The 17,959-nt window shown below is 54.4% G+C and carries 16 protein-coding genes and 1 riboswitch; of the genes, 8 read left to right on the top strand and 8 right to left on the bottom strand.

The window, feature by feature from the left end; genetic code table 11:
* The first annotated feature begins 11 nt into the window (after nt 1-11).
* Nucleotides 12-569: a DcrB family lipoprotein gene (locus OGV65_RS20725; RefSeq protein ID WP_016154847.1), complete on the top strand. Its 558-nt coding sequence runs from the start codon at nt 12-14 to the stop codon at nt 567-569.
* Between the two features lie 3 nt (nt 570-572).
* Here the strand turns inward: OGV65_RS20725 and OGV65_RS20720 are convergent, their stop codons facing one another.
* A complete protein-coding gene (locus tag OGV65_RS20720; protein ID WP_049283121.1) occupies nt 573-1,790 on the bottom strand; it encodes an MFS transporter in 1,218 nt (405 codons plus the stop codon).
* Between the two features lie 133 nt (nt 1,791-1,923).
* Between OGV65_RS20720 and OGV65_RS20715 the strand changes: the two genes are divergently transcribed.
* Together OGV65_RS20715 and acpT are read left to right on the top strand one after the other, a co-directional pair.
* Nucleotides 1,924-2,973 carry an AI-2E family transporter gene (locus OGV65_RS20715; RefSeq protein WP_047501404.1) on the top strand — a complete coding sequence of 350 codons (1,050 nt, stop codon included), beginning with the start codon at nt 1,924-1,926 and terminating at the stop codon, nt 2,971-2,973.
* Between the two features lie 62 nt (nt 2,974-3,035).
* Nucleotides 3,036-3,626 carry a 4'-phosphopantetheinyl transferase AcpT gene (gene acpT, locus OGV65_RS20710; RefSeq protein ID WP_216403864.1) on the top strand — a complete coding sequence of 197 codons (591 nt, stop codon included), beginning with the start codon at nt 3,036-3,038 and terminating at the stop codon, nt 3,624-3,626.
* On the opposite strand, the gene OGV65_RS20705 is transcribed toward acpT, so the two are convergent.
* Entirely contained in the window at nt 3,618-4,124 is a 507-nt protein-coding gene (locus tag OGV65_RS20705) for a phenolic acid decarboxylase (protein WP_016157682.1), read from the bottom strand. The two genes, acpT and OGV65_RS20705, sit on opposite strands and share 9 nt — an antisense overlap.
* A 99-nt stretch (nt 4,125-4,223) precedes the next feature.
* On the opposite strand from OGV65_RS20705, the gene OGV65_RS20700 reads away from it, so the two are divergent.
* Both OGV65_RS20700 and nikR read left to right on the top strand, forming a co-directional pair.
* The gene (locus tag OGV65_RS20700; RefSeq protein ID WP_047415905.1) at nt 4,224-5,084 is read left to right on the top strand and encodes a LysR family transcriptional regulator; all 861 of its coding nucleotides are present in this window, start codon (nt 4,224-4,226) and stop codon (nt 5,082-5,084) included.
* A gap of 91 nt (nt 5,085-5,175) precedes the next feature.
* Nucleotides 5,176-5,577: a nickel-responsive transcriptional regulator NikR gene (gene nikR, locus OGV65_RS20690; protein ID WP_005121550.1), complete on the top strand. Its 402-nt coding sequence runs from the start codon at nt 5,176-5,178 to the stop codon at nt 5,575-5,577.
* 79 nt (nt 5,578-5,656) lie between these two features.
* Here nikR and OGV65_RS20685 read toward each other — a convergent pair whose 3' ends face one another.
* Genes OGV65_RS20685 through OGV65_RS20675 form a run of 3 tightly spaced genes read right to left on the bottom strand, consistent with a single transcriptional unit; the run spans nt 5,657 to nt 10,592 of the window.
* Nucleotides 5,657-6,781 (bottom strand): ABC transporter permease, encoded by a 1,125-nt coding sequence (locus tag OGV65_RS20685; RefSeq protein WP_016157684.1) that lies wholly within the window; start codon nt 6,779-6,781, stop codon nt 5,657-5,659.
* Nucleotides 6,781-9,528: a ribosome-associated ATPase/putative transporter RbbA gene (rbbA, locus tag OGV65_RS20680; protein ID WP_286455383.1), complete on the bottom strand. Its 2,748-nt coding sequence runs from the start codon at nt 9,526-9,528 to the stop codon at nt 6,781-6,783. The genes OGV65_RS20685 and rbbA overlap by 1 nt, the downstream gene beginning before the upstream one ends.
* Nucleotides 9,525-10,592: an HlyD family secretion protein gene (locus tag OGV65_RS20675; protein WP_200108449.1), complete on the bottom strand. Its 1,068-nt coding sequence runs from the start codon at nt 10,590-10,592 to the stop codon at nt 9,525-9,527. The genes rbbA and OGV65_RS20675 overlap by 4 nt, the downstream gene beginning before the upstream one ends.
* Nucleotides 10,593-11,003: 411 nt before the next feature.
* Nucleotides 11,004-11,187, top strand: a riboswitch (M-box (ykoK) riboswitch).
* A gap of 55 nt (nt 11,188-11,242) precedes the next feature.
* On the opposite strand from OGV65_RS20675, the gene OGV65_RS20670 reads away from it, so the two are divergent.
* Nucleotides 11,243-12,256, top strand: a complete 1,014-nt coding sequence (locus OGV65_RS20670) for a magnesium transporter (protein ID WP_016154873.1) — start codon at nt 11,243-11,245, stop codon at nt 12,254-12,256.
* 38 nt (nt 12,257-12,294) lie between these two features.
* On the opposite strand, the gene OGV65_RS20665 is transcribed toward OGV65_RS20670, so the two are convergent.
* Nucleotides 12,295-13,488, bottom strand: coding sequence for a BaiN/RdsA family NAD(P)/FAD-dependent oxidoreductase (locus OGV65_RS20665; RefSeq protein ID WP_286455382.1), 1,194 nt, complete (start codon nt 13,486-13,488; stop codon nt 12,295-12,297).
* A 229-nt stretch (nt 13,489-13,717) separates the two neighbouring features.
* On the opposite strand from OGV65_RS20665, the gene pitA reads away from it, so the two are divergent.
* Nucleotides 13,718-15,217 (top strand): inorganic phosphate transporter PitA, encoded by a 1,500-nt coding sequence (gene pitA / locus OGV65_RS20660; protein ID WP_016154875.1) that lies wholly within the window; start codon nt 13,718-13,720, stop codon nt 15,215-15,217.
* Nucleotides 15,218-15,281: 64 nt separating this feature from the next.
* On the opposite strand, the gene uspB is transcribed toward pitA, so the two are convergent.
* Complete coding sequence (gene uspB, locus OGV65_RS20655) at nt 15,282-15,617, bottom strand: universal stress protein UspB (RefSeq protein WP_003023371.1); 336 nt, start codon at nt 15,615-15,617, stop codon at nt 15,282-15,284.
* A 393-nt stretch (nt 15,618-16,010) separates the two neighbouring features.
* Between uspB and uspA the strand changes: the two genes are divergently transcribed.
* A complete protein-coding gene (gene uspA, locus OGV65_RS20650) occupies nt 16,011-16,448 on the top strand; it encodes a universal stress protein UspA (RefSeq protein ID WP_003023368.1) in 438 nt (145 codons plus the stop codon).
* Nucleotides 16,449-16,544: 96 nt separating this feature from the next.
* On the opposite strand, the gene OGV65_RS20645 is transcribed toward uspA, so the two are convergent.
* A protein-coding gene (locus tag OGV65_RS20645; protein WP_155849795.1) for an IS3 family transposase occupies nt 16,545-17,908 on the bottom strand; the annotation gives its coding sequence in 2 pieces (ribosomal slippage) (nt 16,545-17,431 and nt 17,431-17,908; 1,365 coding nt in all).
* Nucleotides 17,909-17,959 lie beyond the last annotated feature (51 nt).

Here is a 17,959-nt window from a genome sequence, read left to right as displayed (position 1 = left end):
GGAAGAAGTCAATGCGCAATCTGGTTAAATATGTCGGTATTGGCCTGCTGGTTATGGGGCTTGCGGCCTGTGATAATAGCGATACAAAAGCGCCAGCAGAGGGTGCTGCCGCAGAAAGTAGCGCCACCGGACAACCGGTCAGCCTGTTGGACGGTAAACTCAGTTTTTCCCTGCCAGCGGATATGACCGATCAGAGCGGCAAACTGGGCACCCAGGCGAACAATATGCACGTTTATTCTGACGCAACCGGCCAGAAAGCGGTGATTGTGATTGTTGGCGACAATACCAACGAAGACCTGGCTGTGCTGGCAAAACGCCTGGAAGATCAGCAGCGTAGCCGCGACCCGCAGTTGCAGGTCGTCACCAATAAATCTATTGAGCTGAAAGGCCACACGCTGCAGCAGTTAGACAGCATCATCTCGGCCAAAGGCCAGACCGCTTACTCTTCCGTGGTGTTGGGTAAAGTCGATAACCAACTGCTGACTCTGCAAATCACGCTGCCTGCTGACGATCAGCAAAAAGCGCAGACTACCGCAGAAAACATCATTAACACGCTGGTTATCCAGTAACGGTTAAGACGATGACTCGGCCTCCGGTGACACCACCTGAGGCCGTTTTTTTAATCGCCAGGTAAGTAATAACGCCACCGCCACCAGCCCTGCCGCCGCCAGATAGATAACCGGCACGCCCGCCCAGGTCATGACCAGCCCGGCCAGCGGCCCCGTAACTCCCAGTGATAAATCCATAAACACCGTATACGTCGCCAGCGCAGCGCCCTGATTTTGCTGCGGGACGGCTTTTACCGCCACCACGCCCAGCGCCGGGAACACCAGCGAGAACCCTGCACCGGCCAGCAGGACGCCGCTTTTCGCCATCCACGGCATGGAAGCCATCCCCACCAGCAGCAACCCAACAATCTCGACGCTAAAGCAGATCATCGCCACATTTAGTCCACCTAAACGGTTGATACCATTTGGGAATAACAGGCGGGTCCCCACAAACGTGCAGCTAAAAAGCGTCAGCGCGAAAGCGGCGCCGTCCCAGCCTTTGGCATCATAAAACAGAGTAATGAAAGTGGCGATCACGCCAAATCCGGCTGAGGCCAGGGCCAGCGCCATGCCGTACAACCAGACACGCCCAAGCACCGCGCGAAACGGCAACGGTTTGCCTTTGCTGGCCTTCACCGCCGGACGAGGGAGCGCCAGCAGTATTGCCAACAGCGCCACGCCCATCACGGTCATCGCCAATCCCTGTAAGCCACCCCAGGCATAAAACAGAACGCCCAGCGGAGCGCCTATCGCCATCGCGCCATAGGTCACGATGCCGTTCCACGAAATCACCCGTCCGATGTGCATTGAACCAACGACCCCAACCCCCCACAGCGTAGAACCAGTCCCGGCAAAGCTTTGCCCGATCCCTAGAATCACGCGCCCCAGGCATAACAGCAGCAGGCTGGCCAGCGGCCAGCCATTCGTGAAGCCCGCCAGGAAGTAGCCCAGACCACTTAAAAAACAGCCACACAGTCCGAATACCACAATCTTCTTTGGCCCCAGCAGGTCGGCATAGCGACCGGCATGTGGACGGCTCAGCAGCGTAGCAAAATATTGCAGGCTGATGACCAGCCCTGCCCAAAAAGCGCTAAATCCCATCACATCATGGACATAACCTGGCAATACAGCGAGCGGCAGACCAATGGTCAGGTAGCTGGCGAAGTTAAACATCACCACAGAGACAATACGCAGATTAAGGCGTAAACCGCTAAGCGTCGGTTCAGCGACGGGTTCGGGCATGGAGGATCACCACGTTTTCACAACAGTGTTTCATTTCTACCATGTTGCCGGGCAGAAATCAGTAGTCAGTTTAGGAATATCAGTCGCAAGCCAGCCGCTACACTTAATGCAAAAACGCAAACAGGAAGACGACATGACAACCGCCCAGCCCGATAAAACGGGTTTGCACATTCTGCTCAAACTGGCCGCTCTGGTGGTGATCCTCGCGGGTATTCATGCCGCGGCGGATATCATCGTACAGCTTCTGCTGGCCCTTTTTTTTGCCATTGTATTGAATCCGCTGGTCATCTGGTTTATTCGCCGGGGTGTACGTCGGCCGGTCGCGATAACGTTAGTCGTGGTGGTGATGCTGATCGTTCTTACGGCGTTAATCGGCGTTCTGGCGTCATCCATTACTGAATTCATGGCCATGCTGCCAAAATACAATAAGGAGCTGACGCGCAAGGTTCTGTATCTGCAAGAGATGGTGCCTTTTCTGAATCTGCATATGTCCCCGGAGCGCATGCTGCAACGTATGGACTCCGACAAGCTGATGACCTTCACAACCACGCTGATGACAAGTCTTTCTGGTGCCATGGCCAGCGTCGTTCTGCTGGTGATGACGGTGGTCTTTATGTTGTTTGAGGTGCGTCATGTTCCCTATAAGCTGCGCTTTGCGCTGAACAACCCACAAATCCATATTGCGGGGCTGCATCGGGCGCTGAAAGGTGTTTCTCACTATCTGGCGCTGAAAACGTTGCTCAGCTTATGGACCGGTGCCATCGTCTGGCTGGGACTGGCGCTAATGGGGATTCAGTTTGCTCTGATGTGGGGTGTGCTGGCATTCCTGCTAAACTACGTGCCCAACATTGGCTCGGTCATTTCCGCCGTTCCACCCATGATCCAGGCGCTGCTGTTCAACGGCGTTTACGAATGCGTGCTGGTTGGGGCGCTGTTTCTGGTGGTGCATATGGTAATTGGCAACATCCTCGAGCCCCGCATGATGGGGCACCGGCTGGGATTATCGACGCTAATCGTCTTTCTCTCTCTGTTGGTGTGGGGATGGCTGCTTGGTCCGGTAGGTATGCTGCTCTCCGTGCCGTTAACCAGCGTGTGTAAAATCTGGATGGAAACCACCACAGGCGGTAGCAAACTGGCAATTTTGCTGGGACCCGGCAGGCCCAAAACCCGATTACCTGGATAAACTTGCAAACAGCATGTATAGAATGGTAAACAACCCCATTATTACTAAAGGTTAGCCCTGATATGTACCGGATCGTTCTTGGGAAAGTTTCTGTTTTAAGCGCTGGCACACTGCCTGCCGCACTGCGTGAGCAGGCCCCGCAAGGCGCTCGTCGTGCGCGCTGGCTGGCTGGTCGCGTGCTGCTTTCCCATACTCTTTCGCCATTACCGGACATCGTCTACAGCGAGCAAGGAAAACCGGCCTTTTCCGCCGACACACCGCTGTGGTTCAATCTCAGCCACAGCGGTGATGATATTGCCCTGCTGCTCAGCGACGAAGGGGAAGTCGGCTGTGATATTGAAGTCGTTCGCCCGCGCGATAACTGGCAGACGCTGGCAAATACGGTGTTCAGTCTCAGGGAACATGCCGAAGTTGAGGCCGAACACCCGGAGCAACAGCTGGCGGCGTTCTGGCGCATCTGGACGCGTAAAGAAGCTATCGTGAAACAGCGTGGCGGCAGCGCCTGGCAAATTGTCAGCGTCGACAGCACCGTGCTAACCTCCTCACTCTCGGTCAGCCAGTGCCAGCTCGATACCCTGAGCCTGGCGGTGTGTACCCCCACGCCGTTTACCCTGACCGCCGACGCCGTGCAGCGTCTGGAAGCCTTAGCGTAAATTTTCCGGGAAGTTTTCCGGCAATTCGCTCGCCGCACAGGCAATAACGCTGTCATTATTCGCCCCACAGTCACGCACGAAGGTGATGGTCGCAAACTCGTCAATCACCTCAGTTGGATATGCCGGACCCGCATCGCGATATGACATCATCAGCGGAATATGGTCATTCTGGAAACAGACCGTTTTTTGCGGATTGTTAATCACCCAGCGTGGGAAAAAGATGGTGCCGTGAAAGAGTTTGTCGCCCAGATTCACGATCAGGCTGACGTCGGTCCCGGTCGGTTCGGTCCATGAAATTTTATAAACACTCTCGCCAACCCGCACAATGTACGCCCGCTGATCCTTCACCCAACGATTCCCCACAATGCCGCTGTGAATACGGTAATCCAGAGTGGTGTCGTTTTTCACGTAGATCTCGTAATTCCAGCCATTATCGTAGGTATAGACCAGATGTTTGCCGACAAAGCCGCTCAAATCATGTTTATCAAAAGTGCTCATATTCTTTCTCCTCTTACTTGATGCGAGGATCTTACCGCTTCAAAAATTGGATGAATAACGCTATGTTTACATCATATTCATTCAATTTTTAGATGAGTTATGCACAAGACAACGCTGGAGCAATGGGCCTTACTGGAGAAAGTCGTGGAGCTGGGCAGCTTTGCGAAAGCTGCGGAAGAGACCAACCGTAGCCAGTCTTCGGTGAGCTACAACCTGGCGCTACTGCAGGAGCGGCTTGGCGTGACGCTGCTGACGCCGGAAGGTCGCAGGGCGGTATTAACCCCTGCGGGGGAGCTACTGCTGGGCCAGGTCAAACCGTTACTGAAGGCCTTTTTATGGGTGGAAACCCGGGCAGCAACATTGCAAAACGGCACGCGAACGCGGCTGGATTTCATGGTAGATAGCATCTTCCCACGCAAACGCCTGTTCGCGATCCTCAAGCAGTTTCAGCAAGCGTGGCCGCAGACGCAGGTGCGTTTGACCGAAGTGCTGGAGAATGCTGACGATCGACTGGCAGCGCATGCCGATGCGGACGTGATGGTCCTGACCCGACGCCAGGATATCACCGGCCGCGGCGAATGGCTGATGAATATTGACTTCGTGGCCGTTGCCCACCGCGATCACCCGCTCTGCATGCTGGATGCGCCGCTGGATGAAGACGCATTACGCGCGTGGCCGCTGATTCGCATTGCCGATCGCGACAACCCGCAGCAAGCGGTGCGCGATGCCTGGACCTTCTCGACCATTGATGCCGCGATTGAGGCGGTGATGTATCAGGTCGGTTACGGCTGGTTGCCTGAGGAGCGAATCCAGCAGCAGCTTGAGCAGGGGTTATTACGACCGCTGCCGTTAAGCCATGGCGCTCGCCGTGCCACCCCGCTGCATCTGATCGTCAAAGACACGCTCGCGCCGCTGGATGAACAGGTAACAACCCTGCTGCGTTTATTGCGAGAGCATTAACCTTTTCCCCGGATGCCGGACGTGTGTTACAAAATACGCTATTCCCCTTACTCCCTGTGCGCCCACGCGCCACATGAAAGGTTAATTGCAGATGCAACGAGTCACCATTACCCTCGATGACGATTTACTGGAAACGCTCGACAGCCTGAGCCAGCGCCGTGGCTATAACAACCGTTCCGAAGCGATCCGCGATATTCTGCGCGGCGCACTGGCGCAGGAAACCACCCAGGAGCACGGCACTCAGGGATTCGCAGTGCTCTCGTATGTTTATGAGCATGAGAAGCGTGACCTGGCGAGCCGTATTGTTTCCACCCAACATCACCACCACGATTTATCAGTCGCCACACTGCACGTGCACATCAACCATGACGACTGTCTGGAAATCGCTGTGCTAAAAGGTGACATGGGTGATGTGCAGCATTTTGCCGATGACGTGATTTCCCAGCGCGGCGTGCGCCACGGTCATCTGCAGTGCCTGCCGAAAGAAGAGTAATTACCTGTTATGTTGCCCGGCCTACATTCGTTCCCGTTTGTAGGCCGGGTAAGGCGCAGCCGCCATCCGGCAATAATATTTACGCCATCGTGCCAATCGTCTTTCTGAAACGCAGCAGCGCTATCACGAAGAACGTACTGCCAATCGCCAGCAGCGTCAGGAACTGCGGCCAGACAATGTTAAATCCTGCGCCGCGGTAAAGAATCGCCTGCGCAAGGCTAACAAAATGGGTAGTCGGCATCGTCAGCATAATGTCCTGCACCGCCTGCGGCATGCTTTCACGCGGTGTAGAGCCGCCGGAGAGCATCTGTAACGGCAGCAGTACCAGAATCATCAGCAGCCCCAGTTGTGGCATGGAGCGCGCCAGCGTGCCCATAAAAATGCCGATTGATGTGGTGGCGAACAGGCTCAGCGCCACTCCCAGCATAAACAGCGGTATCGAGCCTTCAATCGGTACGCCAAGCACACCTTTTACCATCAGCATCAACGACAGACCGGAAACCACCAGCACCACCAGCCCCATCGACCAGATTTTTGCCATCATGATTTCAAATGGCGTCACCGGCATCACCAGCAGGTGCTCAATGGTCCCATGTTCACGCTCGCGAATCAGCGCCGACCCGGTAAGCACAATCGCCAGCATGGTGATGTTGTTGATAATCGCCATCACCGCGCCAAAGCGGGCGGGTTCCAGATTAGGGTTAAAGCGCATACGCATTTCCAGCGCCACCGGCAGCTCGCTGTTATCGCGGTAACGCGACACAAAGCTGTTCACCTCGCCACTGATGATATTCTGGATATAGCTGTTGCCGGTAAAGGCCTGGCTCATCCGCGTGGCATCGACGTTAACCTGAATATCCGGCTGCCGCCCGGCCAGTACATCGCGCTGAAAATCCGGCGGAATGTTCACGGCGAAGGTATAGCGCCCGGCATCCAGCCCGGCATCCATCTCATCGGCGGTAATCATCTCCGGCGGTAAAAACCACGGACGATAAAAACTGTTCACAATGCGATTCGACAACTGCGACTGGTCCATATCGGCAATGGCAATCGGCGCCAGGTGCAGCGACCCAGGCAGAACGGTCGCGGAAGAGTAAACTGAGACCGTGAAGGCGAAGACGATCAGCGTCAGCATCGCTTTGTCACCCAGCAGGCTGCGTAACTCTTTGATGCCGAGGTTATAAATATTCCGTAATCGGCGCATCACCCCTCCTGTTTTTTCAGCAGCAATACGCTCAGACCAATGACCACTGGAATGGCTACCGCCAGTGGAATAAACAGCGGCCAGAGATCGGTCAGATCCAGCGCTTTCGAGAACGTCCCGCGCGCGATGGTCAGAAAATGGCTGGTCGGGTAAATTTCGCCAATCCACCGTCCCGGCCCTTCCAGCGAGGCGACCGGGTCGATCATCCCGGAAAACTGCGTCGCCGGGATCAGCGTAATAATCGCCGTACCAAAAATGGCGGCGATCTGACTTTTCATAAACGTGGAAATTAACAATCCCAGCCCGGTGGCAATGGTGACGTACAGCAGCGCGGCCAGCGTCAGGGTCACAAAACTCCCCTTATGCGGGACGCCGAATACAAACACCGACAGCGCGCACAGCAGCAGGAAGTTCAGCATGCCCAGCACGATGTAAGGCAACTGTTTGCCGAGTAAAAACTCGCTGCGGGTAGTGGGCGTCACGTACAGGTTGATAATCGACCCCAGCTCTTTCTCACGCACCACGCTCAGAGCGCTGAGCATGGAGGGGATCATCATCAACAGCAGCGGGATCACCGCCGGAACAATCGCTGGCAGGCTTTTCACATCCGGGTTGTAACGATAGCGAGTTTCAATGGTCATCAATCCGTTTTGCCCGCTGGTATTTGGCTGACGCGCCATCACATCCTGCAGCCAGGTCTGGTGCATCGCCTGCACGTAGCCTCTGACCGTTTCCGCACGGCTCGGCATTGCGCCATCGACCCAGACGCCAATCTTCACCGGCGTTCCACGCGCGATATCGCGGCCAAAATTTGGCGGGATCTCTATGGCTACCGCGACTTCGCCCGAGCGCATCCGTTTGTCCAGCTCGTCATAACTGGTGAGCGGCGGCTGCTCGATAAAATAGCGCGATCCCGCCAGATTCAGCGTCCACGCCTGGCTGCTGACTGTCTGGTCACGATCGAGCACCGAAAAACGCAGGTTTTCCACATCCATGCTGATGCCGTAGCCCATGATCAGCATCAGGATCACCGTGCCCATCAGCGCCAGCGTTGAACGTACCGGGTCACGTCGCAGCTCCAGCGCTTCGCGGCGGCTGTAGCTGAACAAGCGCCGCAGGCTAAATCCCTGGTGCGGCGGCTGACTGTTTTCATGCACTGACGTGACATTGGCTGGCGGTAACTGAGCCTCCGGCGCCGGACCAGCCGCTTCCTGTAACCAGGAGATAAACGCCTCTTCCAGACTGGCGGCACCACGCTGTTTCACCAGCTCCTGCGGCGTACCGCTGGCCAGGACTTTTCCGGCGTGCATCAGCGACATACGGTCGCAGCGCTCCGCTTCGTTCATAAAATGGGTGGAGATAAAAATGGTCACTTTATCCTGACGCGACAGATCGACCATCAGTTGCCAGAACATGTCCCTCGCCACCGGATCGACCCCGGAGGTTGGTTCATCGAGAATGAGCATCTCCGGGCGATGGATCACCGCCACCGCCAGCGACAGGCGTTGACGGATCCCCAACGGCAACCCGCCGGGCAACGCGTCTTCGACATCGGTCAGCGAAAAGCGCTCACTCATCTCTTGTACCCGCCCCGGGATTTCTGCTTCGGGGATATGGAACAACCGCGCGTGTAGCTCGAGGTTTTGCCGTACGGTCAGCTCGCTGTAGAGCGAAAACGCCTGCGACATATAGCCTACCCGGCGACGGGTATCGATATTCTTCGGGTCAACCGCTTGCCCAAACAGCCACGCCTCACCTTCACTTGCGGGTAGCAGCCCGGTGAGCATTTTCATGGTAGTGGATTTACCGCAGCCGTTGGAGCCGAGAAAACCGAAGATTTCCCCGCGCGGAATACGAAAGTTAACGTGGTCAACGGCCACGAACTTGCCGAAGCGCATGGTCAGATCTTTCGCCTCGATGGCAATCTCTTCCTGCTCAGCGTGATACGGCGGGATCACCACTGGCTTATGCGCCTGACGCTGGGCTTCGGGTAACAGCGCGATAAACGCCTGCTCCAGCGTGTCGGAGTTGGTTTTTTCGCGTAGCTGCTGCGCACTCCCGGTGGCCAGCACCTCCCCGGCGTTCATCGCCACCAGCCAGTCAAAGCGCTCGGCTTCTTCCATGTAGGCGGTCGCAACCAGCACGCTCATGTTGGTCTGCCGCTGGCGAATGCTGTTAATCAGATCCCAGAACTGGGCGCGGGACAGCGGGTCGACCCCGGTGGTAGGTTCATCGAGAATTAACAGTTCCGGGTCATGGATTAACGCGCAGCACAACCCCAGCTTTTGCTTCATCCCACCCGAGAGTTTCCCGGCCGGACGATCGCGAAACGGCGCCAGTCCGGTGCTGTTCAGCAGCTCGGTAATCCGCGCTTCGCGCTCCGCTTTGTCATGGCCAAACAGCCGGGCAAAGAAATCGACGTTCTCATACACCGACAGCGTGTGGTACAGGTTTTTCCCCAGCCCCTGCGGCATCCAGGCAATGCGCGGGCAGACATCCCGGCGATGTTTCGGGTCGCGCATATCGCCGCCCAGCACCATCACGTTACCGTGTTCAATGACACGCGCGCCGGAGATGAGCGACAGCAGGCTCGATTTTCCGACGCCATCCGGGCCAATCAGCCCCACCATACAGCGGGCGGGGATATCCAGCGTGATATTGTTCAGCGCTACCGTTTTCCCGTAATGCTGACTCACGCCGTCAAGGTGCGCCACGGGAGGAACGGGAACCAGCGCCAGATGCGTCATTGCGGCAACCTCACCATCAGGTCGTCAGGCCAGGCTCGATTTTCATCGATACGCACCCACGCCATGCCCGGCAGACCGGTTTTCACGTACTCGAGATGCTGCTGCAACAGCTCTGGCGGGATACGCGCTTTAACGCGGAACATCAGCTTCAGCCGCTCATCGCTGGTTTCGACCGTTTTCGGTGTGAACTGCGCGACGCTTGCCACAAAGCTGATGGTCGCCGGAACACGCAGATCCGGTGCGGCATCCAACACCAGGCGCGCTTCGCCGCCAATCTTCAGTAAGCCAGCCTGTTCGGTAGGCAAGAAGAACGTCATGTAGACATCGCTGAGATCGACCATATTCAGGACGCGCCCACCCGCAGAAAGCACCTCACCCGGTTCAGCAACGCGGTACTGCACGCGACCATCGCGCGGGGCTTTCAGCTCGCTGTCATCAATATCAGCCGCAATACGACGTTCGGTGGCCTGCGCGGCTTCTACGCGGGTTTGCGCCTGAATGATGCTGGTGCGAGCGGCTTCAATTGCGGCTTTTGCCGCTGAGACCTGCGCCTTTGCGGATTCCAGCGCGGCGCGTGCGCTTTCTGCCGCGGCCCGATCGTCATCCAGTTGTTGCTCAGACACGGCCCCACGCTGGGATAGCGAACGGGAACGCACGTGGCGTTTAGAAACCGACTGCAGCTCCGCCTCGCGCTGTTTTACTACCGACTGCGCGGCGCGCATTTCACTTTGCCGCTGTTCCAGCAGCGCTCGCGCCGCCGCCACCGCGCTTTCGGCCTCTTTGATTTGCGCGATCGCTTCCAGCCGCTGCTCCTGCAGCACGCGAGTATCCATTTTCGCCAACACCTCGCCCTGACGAACGAACTGCCCTTCCGACACAAGGATCGTGTCAATTCGCCCGGCAATCTTGGTAGCAATATCCACTTCGGTGGCTTCAATTCTGCCGTTGCTGGCTGCGAACCCCTCCGGTATTCCGGCAGGGCGGAGCATCCACCATGCTATCGCGGCCACCACGACCAGGATGCCCGCCCCCCACCACATCACATGAAGCTTAAACTTATCCATATTCGACCCGCCGTAATCCCTGTTATCAAACGATGCGTGTCACAAAGCCCACTGAACAGCTATTCAGCGGGAGATTCCATCCGGGATGAGAAGGAATAAGAAACCATGGCCAGAGAGCGGACAGGCGTTAAGGCAACCTGCGCCGCGCAGGAAGTGAATGACGAAAATGCTGTGAAATCGGGTAGTAATGTTGTCATCATCAGCGTTCCTGGCCGGAAATGAAACACGCATACTCATAACTGCTATCTATTGAATACTAACACCTGGATTCAATATGTCTATTCGGTTGTAGTTTCTACTTCAGCCCTATCGCGCTCTGGCACAGGGAATATTTCGTATATCAACGATTGATAAACATTCACAACTATAAACATAATCAATAATTAGACATCGCTATAATAGTGGCTCATTTACCGATCTCGTTATGGCGAGGCTCCTGTACAAATACAAGTTACCGCCCTGCTGGTATCGAGAGAGGCCACTCAGGGAAATACAGGCATCCATCGAATCAAGGTGTTGCCAAGGTAACTTCTGACGATTTCACCATCGGGCAGATACGTTGTTCAGTGCTAAAACCAGGACGTAGGGATCCGCCTGCGCTAACCCTGTCTTGTTCGCCCCTATGAGAGATTTTTATAGGGAATTACACCATGTCATCTATGCCACTCTGCGCCGCCCATCATCCTATGCCGGATTTCAATGGCGATGCTATCGCGCAATATATGCGCACCGATTTTATTACCCTGCCGGATCATCTCAGCGTGAACGGCGCTCGTGAATACTTTGTCTCCCAGCTCACAACGGATGATATTCCAGGCCAGGTCTTTGTTGTAGCTGGAAAAGCGCTGCGCGGGGTGTTATCCATCAAGCGCTTATTGCAGGAAAAAGATACATCGCTGAACATCAACCATCTTACGGACAGTTGTTTATTTCATGTAAAGCCAGATGATGAACGGGCACAGGTCGTTGCCGAGTTAGCCGAACGCGAACTCGATCTGGTGGCTGTCGTTGAGAAAGGTGAGCTGGTCGGTTGTCTGATGGAAAAAGAGATCGCTCATCTACAGGAAGATGATGTTACCGAAGATGTTCAGCTTCAGGGGGCAACGTTGCCGCTGGAAAAACCCTACCTGGAGATTAGCCCGTGGACATTGTGGAAAAAACGTTCTGTCTGGCTCCTGCTACTTTTTGTCGCAGAAGCCTATACCAGCAGCGTTCTTCAACATTTTGAAGAGGCGCTGGAATCTGCTATTGCACTGGCCTTTTTTATTCCACTATTAATTGGTACTGGCGGCAACAGCGGTACGCAGATCACCTCAACGCTGGTACGTTCAATGGCGCTGGGAGAAGTACGGTTGCGCGATATGGGTCGGGTGATCCGCAAAGAAGTTTCAACTTCGCTGCTGATCGCCCTGACGCTGGGTTTGGCAGGCTGCTTGCGCGCGTGGATGATGGGTATCGGAGTGGAAATCACGCTAATCGTCAGCCTGACGCTGGTTTGCATTACGTTGTGGAGCGCCGTGGTGTCATCAGTGATCCCCATGGTGCTCAAGCGTATCGGCATTGATCCCGCCGTGGTTTCGGCCCCGTTTATCGCCACGCTTATCGACGGTACCGGGTTGATTATCTACTTTAAAATCGCCCAGTATTTTCTTGGTCTGAACTAATGATAACGCCCGGCAGCCCAGGTTGTCGGGCACCACGGTCAGGCAGGCGTCAAATCCTGCGCGCATGCCCAGGCGCTCGACCACGCCCACTGGAAGTTATAGCCGCCCAGCCAGCCGGTGACGTCCATGACTTCGCCGATAAAGTAGAGTCCCAGCACTTTACGCGCTTCCATCGTACGCGATGACAGCTCGTTGGTATCGACGCCGCCCAACGTGACTTCAGCGGTACGATACCCTTCCGTACCGTTCGGCTGCACCCGCCACTCGGTCAGCGTCTCAACCAGCGTTTGCTGATCGCGCACATTAAGCTGCTTCAGCGAGACATCCGGGATTTGCCCTAACTGCTGTAAACATTCCACCAGACGCTTTGGCAACTGCATTGCCAGGGTGTTCTTTAAGCTTTGATTAGGGTGTGCGCTACGTTGGTCATCGAGGAAGCTTGCGAGGTCAACATCCGGCAACAAATTAATGCTGACAAATTCACCTGGCTGCCAAAAACTGGAAATTTGCAGCACGGCCGGACCAGAAAGCCCGCGGTGCGTAAAGAGCAGGTTTTCACGAAATACGGTGCCGTCCTCGGCGGTGATAACGGAAGAAACGGATACGCCAGAGAGCACCTGAAGCTGCTCCAGTAGCGGCTTATGTAAGGTGAAAGGCACCAGACCTGCGCGCGTAGGCAAAACGTTCAGGCCGAACTGTTCCGCAATTTTATAACCAAACGGCGTCGCGCCCAGACCCGGCATAGAGAGACCACCGGAGGCAATAACCAGCTTTTTCGTGCCGACACTCATCCCATTCAATTCCAGGACAAAATCGTCACCATCTCGCTCAACGCTCAGGATTTCGCTACGTAACCGCATAGTTACGTTACCTTTTTCACACTCATCCACCAGCATATCGACTATTTGCTGGGCGGAATCATCGCAGAAAAGCTGGCCTAGCGTTTTTTCATGCCAAGCAATACCGTGCTTACCCACCAGATCGATAAAATCCCACTGTGTATAACGCGCCAGCGCCGATTTGCAAAAATGCGGGTTTTGGCTCAAATACGCAGCCGGCTCGACATAAAGGTTGGTAAAGTTGCAGCGGCCCCCGCCAGACATGAGAATCTTGCGCCCGGGCTTTTTACCATTATCAATTAGCAGTACGCGACTACCTGCTTGTCCTGCCTGCGCGGCACAAAACATACCCGCTGCGCCAGCGCCTATAATAACGGTATCAAACCTTTCCACGTTGCGATCCTCTCTAAAAAGCGGGTGTGAATTGTAAAGATTCCTCAGTGGTCGCACCAGCACCAAACTACCGATAAAGGGTATTTATCTGAAATATATAGGATAATTCTTTAGTGGTGTAAAACAAAGCAGGAGACAAATCAAAAAAACTCTATATTTCACTTTGCCCGCGCCGCCAAAGTCACTGATAATGCGCCGCGTTCATGTCCTCAAAATGGCGTAACGTCCTATGCTACATTTGTTTGCTGGCCTGGATTTACATACCGGGCTTTTACTATTGCTTGCTCTGGCTTTCGTGCTGTTCTACGAAGCAATTAATGGCTTCCATGATACAGCCAATGCTGTCGCAACTGTGATCTATACCCGTGCAATGCGTTCGCAATTGGCGGTGGTCATGGCTGCGGTGTTCAACTTCTTTGGTGTTTTGCTGGGCGGTCTCAGCGTGGCGTATGCCATCGTGCATATGTTACCAACGGATCTGCTGCTTAATATGGGATCGTCACATGGCCTCGCCATGGTGTTCTCCATGTTGCTGGCGGCAATTATCTGGAACCTGGGTACCTGGTACTTTGGTCTGCCTGCATCCAGCTCCCACACGCTGATTGGCGCCATTATCGGTATTGGTTTAACCAATGCGCTGATGAACGGCACCTCGGTGGTGGATGCACTTAACATCCCGAAAGTTATCGGTATTTTTGCCTCGCTTATCATCTCACCTATTGTCGGTCTGGTGGTTGCAGGTGGTCTTATTTTCATTCTGCGTCGCTACTGGAGCGGTACGAAAAAACGTGCCCGTATCCACCTGACGCCGGCAGAACGTGAAAAGAAAGACGGAAAGAAAAAGCCGCCGTTCTGGACGCGTATTGCACTGATCCTCTCCGCTATCGGCGTGGCGTTCTCCCACGGCGCGAACGATGGTCAGAAAGGCATTGGTCTGGTGATGCTAGTGCTGATTGGCGTAGCGCCAGCAGGTTTCGTGGTGAATATGAATGCTTCCGGTTACGAAATTACCCGTACCCGTGATGCAATCAATAACGTCGAAGTCTTCTTCCAGCAGCGCCCTGACCTGCTTAAACAGGCCACAGGCGTAGACCAGCTGATTCCGTCCCCGACGGACGCGGCACCAGCGACGCCGACCGAGTTCCATTGCCACCCGGCGAATACCATCAACGCGCTGGAACGTGCGAAAGGTATGCTGGCAAATCTGGAAACCTACGACAAGTTAAGCGTCGAACAGCGTGGCCAGTTGCGCCGTATTATGCTGTGCATCTCTGATACCACCGATAAAGTGGTTAAGCTGCCTGGCGTAAGCGCTGACGATCAGCGTCTGCTGAAGAAACTGAAATCTGACATGCTGAGCACCATTGAGTACGCGCCTATCTGGATCATTATGGCCGTCGCACTGGCGCTGGGTATTGGTACGATGATTGGCTGGCGTCGCGTGGCAACCACTATCGGTGAGAAAATCGGTAAGAAAGGCATGACCTATGCCCAGGGGATGTCGGCGCAGATGACCGCCGCAGTATCTATCGGTCTTGCCAGCTACACCGGTATGCCCGTTTCCACCACACACGTTCTCTCCTCTTCCGTTGCGGGAACGATGGTTGTTGATGGCGGCGGTTTGCAGCGTAAAACGGTGACCAGCATTCTGATGGCCTGGGTCTTCACCCTGCCAGCAGCAATTCTTCTTTCCGGCGGGCTGTACTGGCTCTCCCTGAAGCTTATCTAAGCGAATGCGCGGTAAAAAAGCGGGTCAGGAAACTGGCCCGCTTTTTTTGTATCTGTCGTTGGAATCAGTGCCAGATAATCAGCGCAACCATGCTGATTAGCACCAGGCCGCATAGCGCGCTGGTGAGAATGAACTGACCGCGAACCCGCTCACAGCGGCGAATAAATTCATCATCATGATGATCGCGGTAACGCTGAGCGTAGATATACCACACCAGACGCATCTGCTTGTTCGGTTGCCCATGCGAGGTAAAAAAGCCCCCTCCATCTACATACTGGTAAAGCAATGGATCGCAACCACGAAGTACCACTAGCAGTGCGCGTAGCGAAGAAAAATAGCGCGCCATATTAACAATGCAAACGACACATAAAGCCCAGAACAATGCAATGGTGCTTATCATACCCCCTCCCCGGCGACCCGCCCACGGAACTCCTTTCCGGGACTACCGCTCCCCGATACCCTGCCAAACCATTCAGTGAAGAGTACTGAAGAAACCGTTCGTATTAGTATCACGCATTCGAACGCCCCTCTAGATAGTGTAGGAGATTAGTTAATTTTTTTGCCAGAAGGTTAATCGCTATCAATGCAATTAACTAAAAAATTTGTTTAACTGCTTGGCAAGCAAGGCGGATTGACGGATTATTCTGGTCGCTATAATGTAAGGATAGTCCTTATATGGTACGTTTTTACGACTGGGCTAGCCCCGCGCACAAGGTTCGCAGGACGCGGATGACGCGGCGGCAGAGAAACGCCAGCAGGCTAGTCATCGACAACTTATGGAAGGAGTAACACTATGGCTTATAAACACATTCTTATCGCGGTTGATCTTTCTCCGGAAAGCAAAGTTCTGGTTGAAAAAGCGGTCTCTATGGCGCGGCCTTACAATGCTAAAGTTTCCCTTATCCACGTTGACGTAAACTATTCCGACCTGTACACCGGCCTTATCGACGTGAATCTGGGCGACATGCAGAAACGCATTTCTGAAGAAACCCACCACGCGTTAACCGAGCTGTCCACCAATGCAGGCTACCCTATCACCGAAACCCTGAGCGGTAGCGGCGACCTGGGTCAGGTTCTGGTTGATGCCATCAAAAAATACGACATGGATCTGGTCGTTTGTGGTCACCACCAGGATTTCTGGAGCAAACTGATGTCCTCCGCGCGCCAACTGATCAACACCGTCCACGTCGACATGTTGATTGTTCCGCTGCGTGACGACGAAGAAGCATAAAATGCTTGCCGCCGGGAAATAGCCCGGCCTGCTGCAAGTAGTTAAGCCTGTAAACGCCCGCCTGTGGACTGACCCCATAAAGTTGGACAGTTCATGTTAAGCGGCTTTCAGAGCCTGGGTTCGGTATTCTACCGGACTCAGGCCTTTTAATTTCAGGCTTATTCGTTCGTTGTTGTAGTAATGGATATAGCTCTCTATCGCTTTCCTTAGTTCGCTGACACTGCTGAACTGACTCAGATAAAAACATTCCGATTTCAGCGTCCCGAAGAAGTTCTCCATCACCGCATTGTCCAGACAGTTACCTTTACGCGACATACTCTGCGTCATGCCCTTCGCCTTTAACCTGGCCTGATAACCTTCCATTCGATATTGCCAACCCTGATCCGAGTGCAGCAGCGTGCTATCTTCCGGGCTGAGCTTCAGGAACGCATCGTGCAGCATCGTATTAACCATCTCCATCACCGGCCTTTCCGACAGGCTGTAGGAGATAATCTCCCGGTTAAACAGGTCAAGAACCGGTGACAGGTACAGCTTTTTACCCTGTACCGAGAACTCAGTAACATCTGTCACCCATTTTTCGTTGGCTTTTGACGCGCCGAAGTTCCGGTTCAGTATATTGGGCGCTGCCCTGCCAGTTTCGCCTTTCCAGGAACGATATTTCTTCACCCTTATCAGGGACCGGAGCGACAGCTCTGCCATCAGTCGTTGCACTGTTTTATGGTTCACCAGCAGCCCCTGTTTTTTCAGCGAGAGCGTGATCCTGCGGTAGCCATAACGTCCTTTGTGATAGTGGTAAATCTCTCTTATTTTATCTTTCAGTCCGGCATGCCTGTCCATGCGCTTTAGCGCGTTCATATTGTGATACCACGTGCTGCGGGACATACCCGCGGCACGCAGAAGATCACTGAGCGCATACTCCAGCCTTAGCTCACTGATTATTGCGGCTTTTTGCCGTTTTTCTCGCTTTGAACTAAGGCCTTCAGCTTTTTTAGGTAGGCATTCTCTGCACGCAGGTAACGGAGTTCAGCCCGTAGTTCTTCGGGCGATAACGTTTCCAGTGCAGCATCGGTAAGTGGAGATGATTTTTTAGGTTTTTTCATGTCCTTGCTCCGGCCCTGTTTTATCCTCAGAAGTCCTTTCTCACCAGCATCCTGGTAAACATTAACCCAGTGCCGGACAACGGTTTCGGTTGAGATATTAAACCGTGCGGCGGCCTCGCGCATGGAAAGTTCTTCAGCGAGTACAGTCCGGACTACAGCAATACGGAACGACGGTGAATGGCGGTCATTTTTCCAGGTAATACCATCAATACCGTGAAGTTGCCAGGCTCTTACCCAGCGTCGCACCGATGTTCTTTCAACACCAAAACGTTCAGCGGTACGATGTGTGCCATCGAGTCCGGCAAGGTAATGATTAACTACAGCTAATCTGGTTTCGAGGGAATATTTTGGCTTTGCCATAAAAAACTGCACCTTAGTCAGTTGGGTGTCCAACTTTTGGGGTGCAGTCCA

The organism is Citrobacter sp. Cb004 (assembly GCF_030337065.1).
Classification (GTDB): domain Bacteria; phylum Pseudomonadota; class Gammaproteobacteria; order Enterobacterales; family Enterobacteriaceae; genus Citrobacter; species Citrobacter braakii.
Note: the sequence above shows the minus strand (reverse complement) of the source record. Positions and strands in the feature narration are given on the sequence as shown.

Excerpts from the sequence above, each read along its gene's own strand:
- OGV65_RS20670 (WP_016154873.1), top strand. The coding sequence starts at position 11,243 with ATGTCATCTATGCCACTCTGCGCCGCCCATCATCCTATGCCGGATTTC.
- OGV65_RS20720 (WP_049283121.1), bottom strand. The coding sequence starts at position 1,790 with ATGCCCGAACCCGTCGCTGAACCGACGCTTAGCGGTTTACGCCTTAAT.
- uspB (WP_003023371.1), bottom strand. The coding sequence starts at position 15,617 with ATGATAAGCACCATTGCATTGTTCTGGGCTTTATGTGTCGTTTGCATT.
- pitA (WP_016154875.1), top strand. The coding sequence starts at position 13,718 with ATGCTACATTTGTTTGCTGGCCTGGATTTACATACCGGGCTTTTACTA.
- OGV65_RS20685 (WP_016157684.1), bottom strand. The coding sequence starts at position 6,781 with ATGCGCCGATTACGGAATATTTATAACCTCGGCATCAAAGAGTTACGC.
- OGV65_RS20725 (WP_016154847.1), top strand. The coding sequence starts at position 12 with ATGCGCAATCTGGTTAAATATGTCGGTATTGGCCTGCTGGTTATGGGG.
- OGV65_RS20705 (WP_016157682.1), bottom strand. The coding sequence starts at position 4,124 with ATGAGCACTTTTGATAAACATGATTTGAGCGGCTTTGTCGGCAAACAT.
- OGV65_RS20715 (WP_047501404.1), top strand. The coding sequence starts at position 1,924 with ATGACAACCGCCCAGCCCGATAAAACGGGTTTGCACATTCTGCTCAAA.
- OGV65_RS20675 (WP_200108449.1), bottom strand. The coding sequence starts at position 10,592 with ATGGATAAGTTTAAGCTTCATGTGATGTGGTGGGGGGCGGGCATCCTG.
- OGV65_RS20700 (WP_047415905.1), top strand. The coding sequence starts at position 4,224 with ATGCACAAGACAACGCTGGAGCAATGGGCCTTACTGGAGAAAGTCGTG.
- uspA (WP_003023368.1), top strand. The coding sequence starts at position 16,011 with ATGGCTTATAAACACATTCTTATCGCGGTTGATCTTTCTCCGGAAAGC.
- rbbA (WP_286455383.1), bottom strand. The coding sequence starts at position 9,528 with ATGACGCATCTGGCGCTGGTTCCCGTTCCTCCCGTGGCGCACCTTGAC.
- acpT (WP_216403864.1), top strand. The coding sequence starts at position 3,036 with ATGTACCGGATCGTTCTTGGGAAAGTTTCTGTTTTAAGCGCTGGCACA.
- nikR (WP_005121550.1), top strand. The coding sequence starts at position 5,176 with ATGCAACGAGTCACCATTACCCTCGATGACGATTTACTGGAAACGCTC.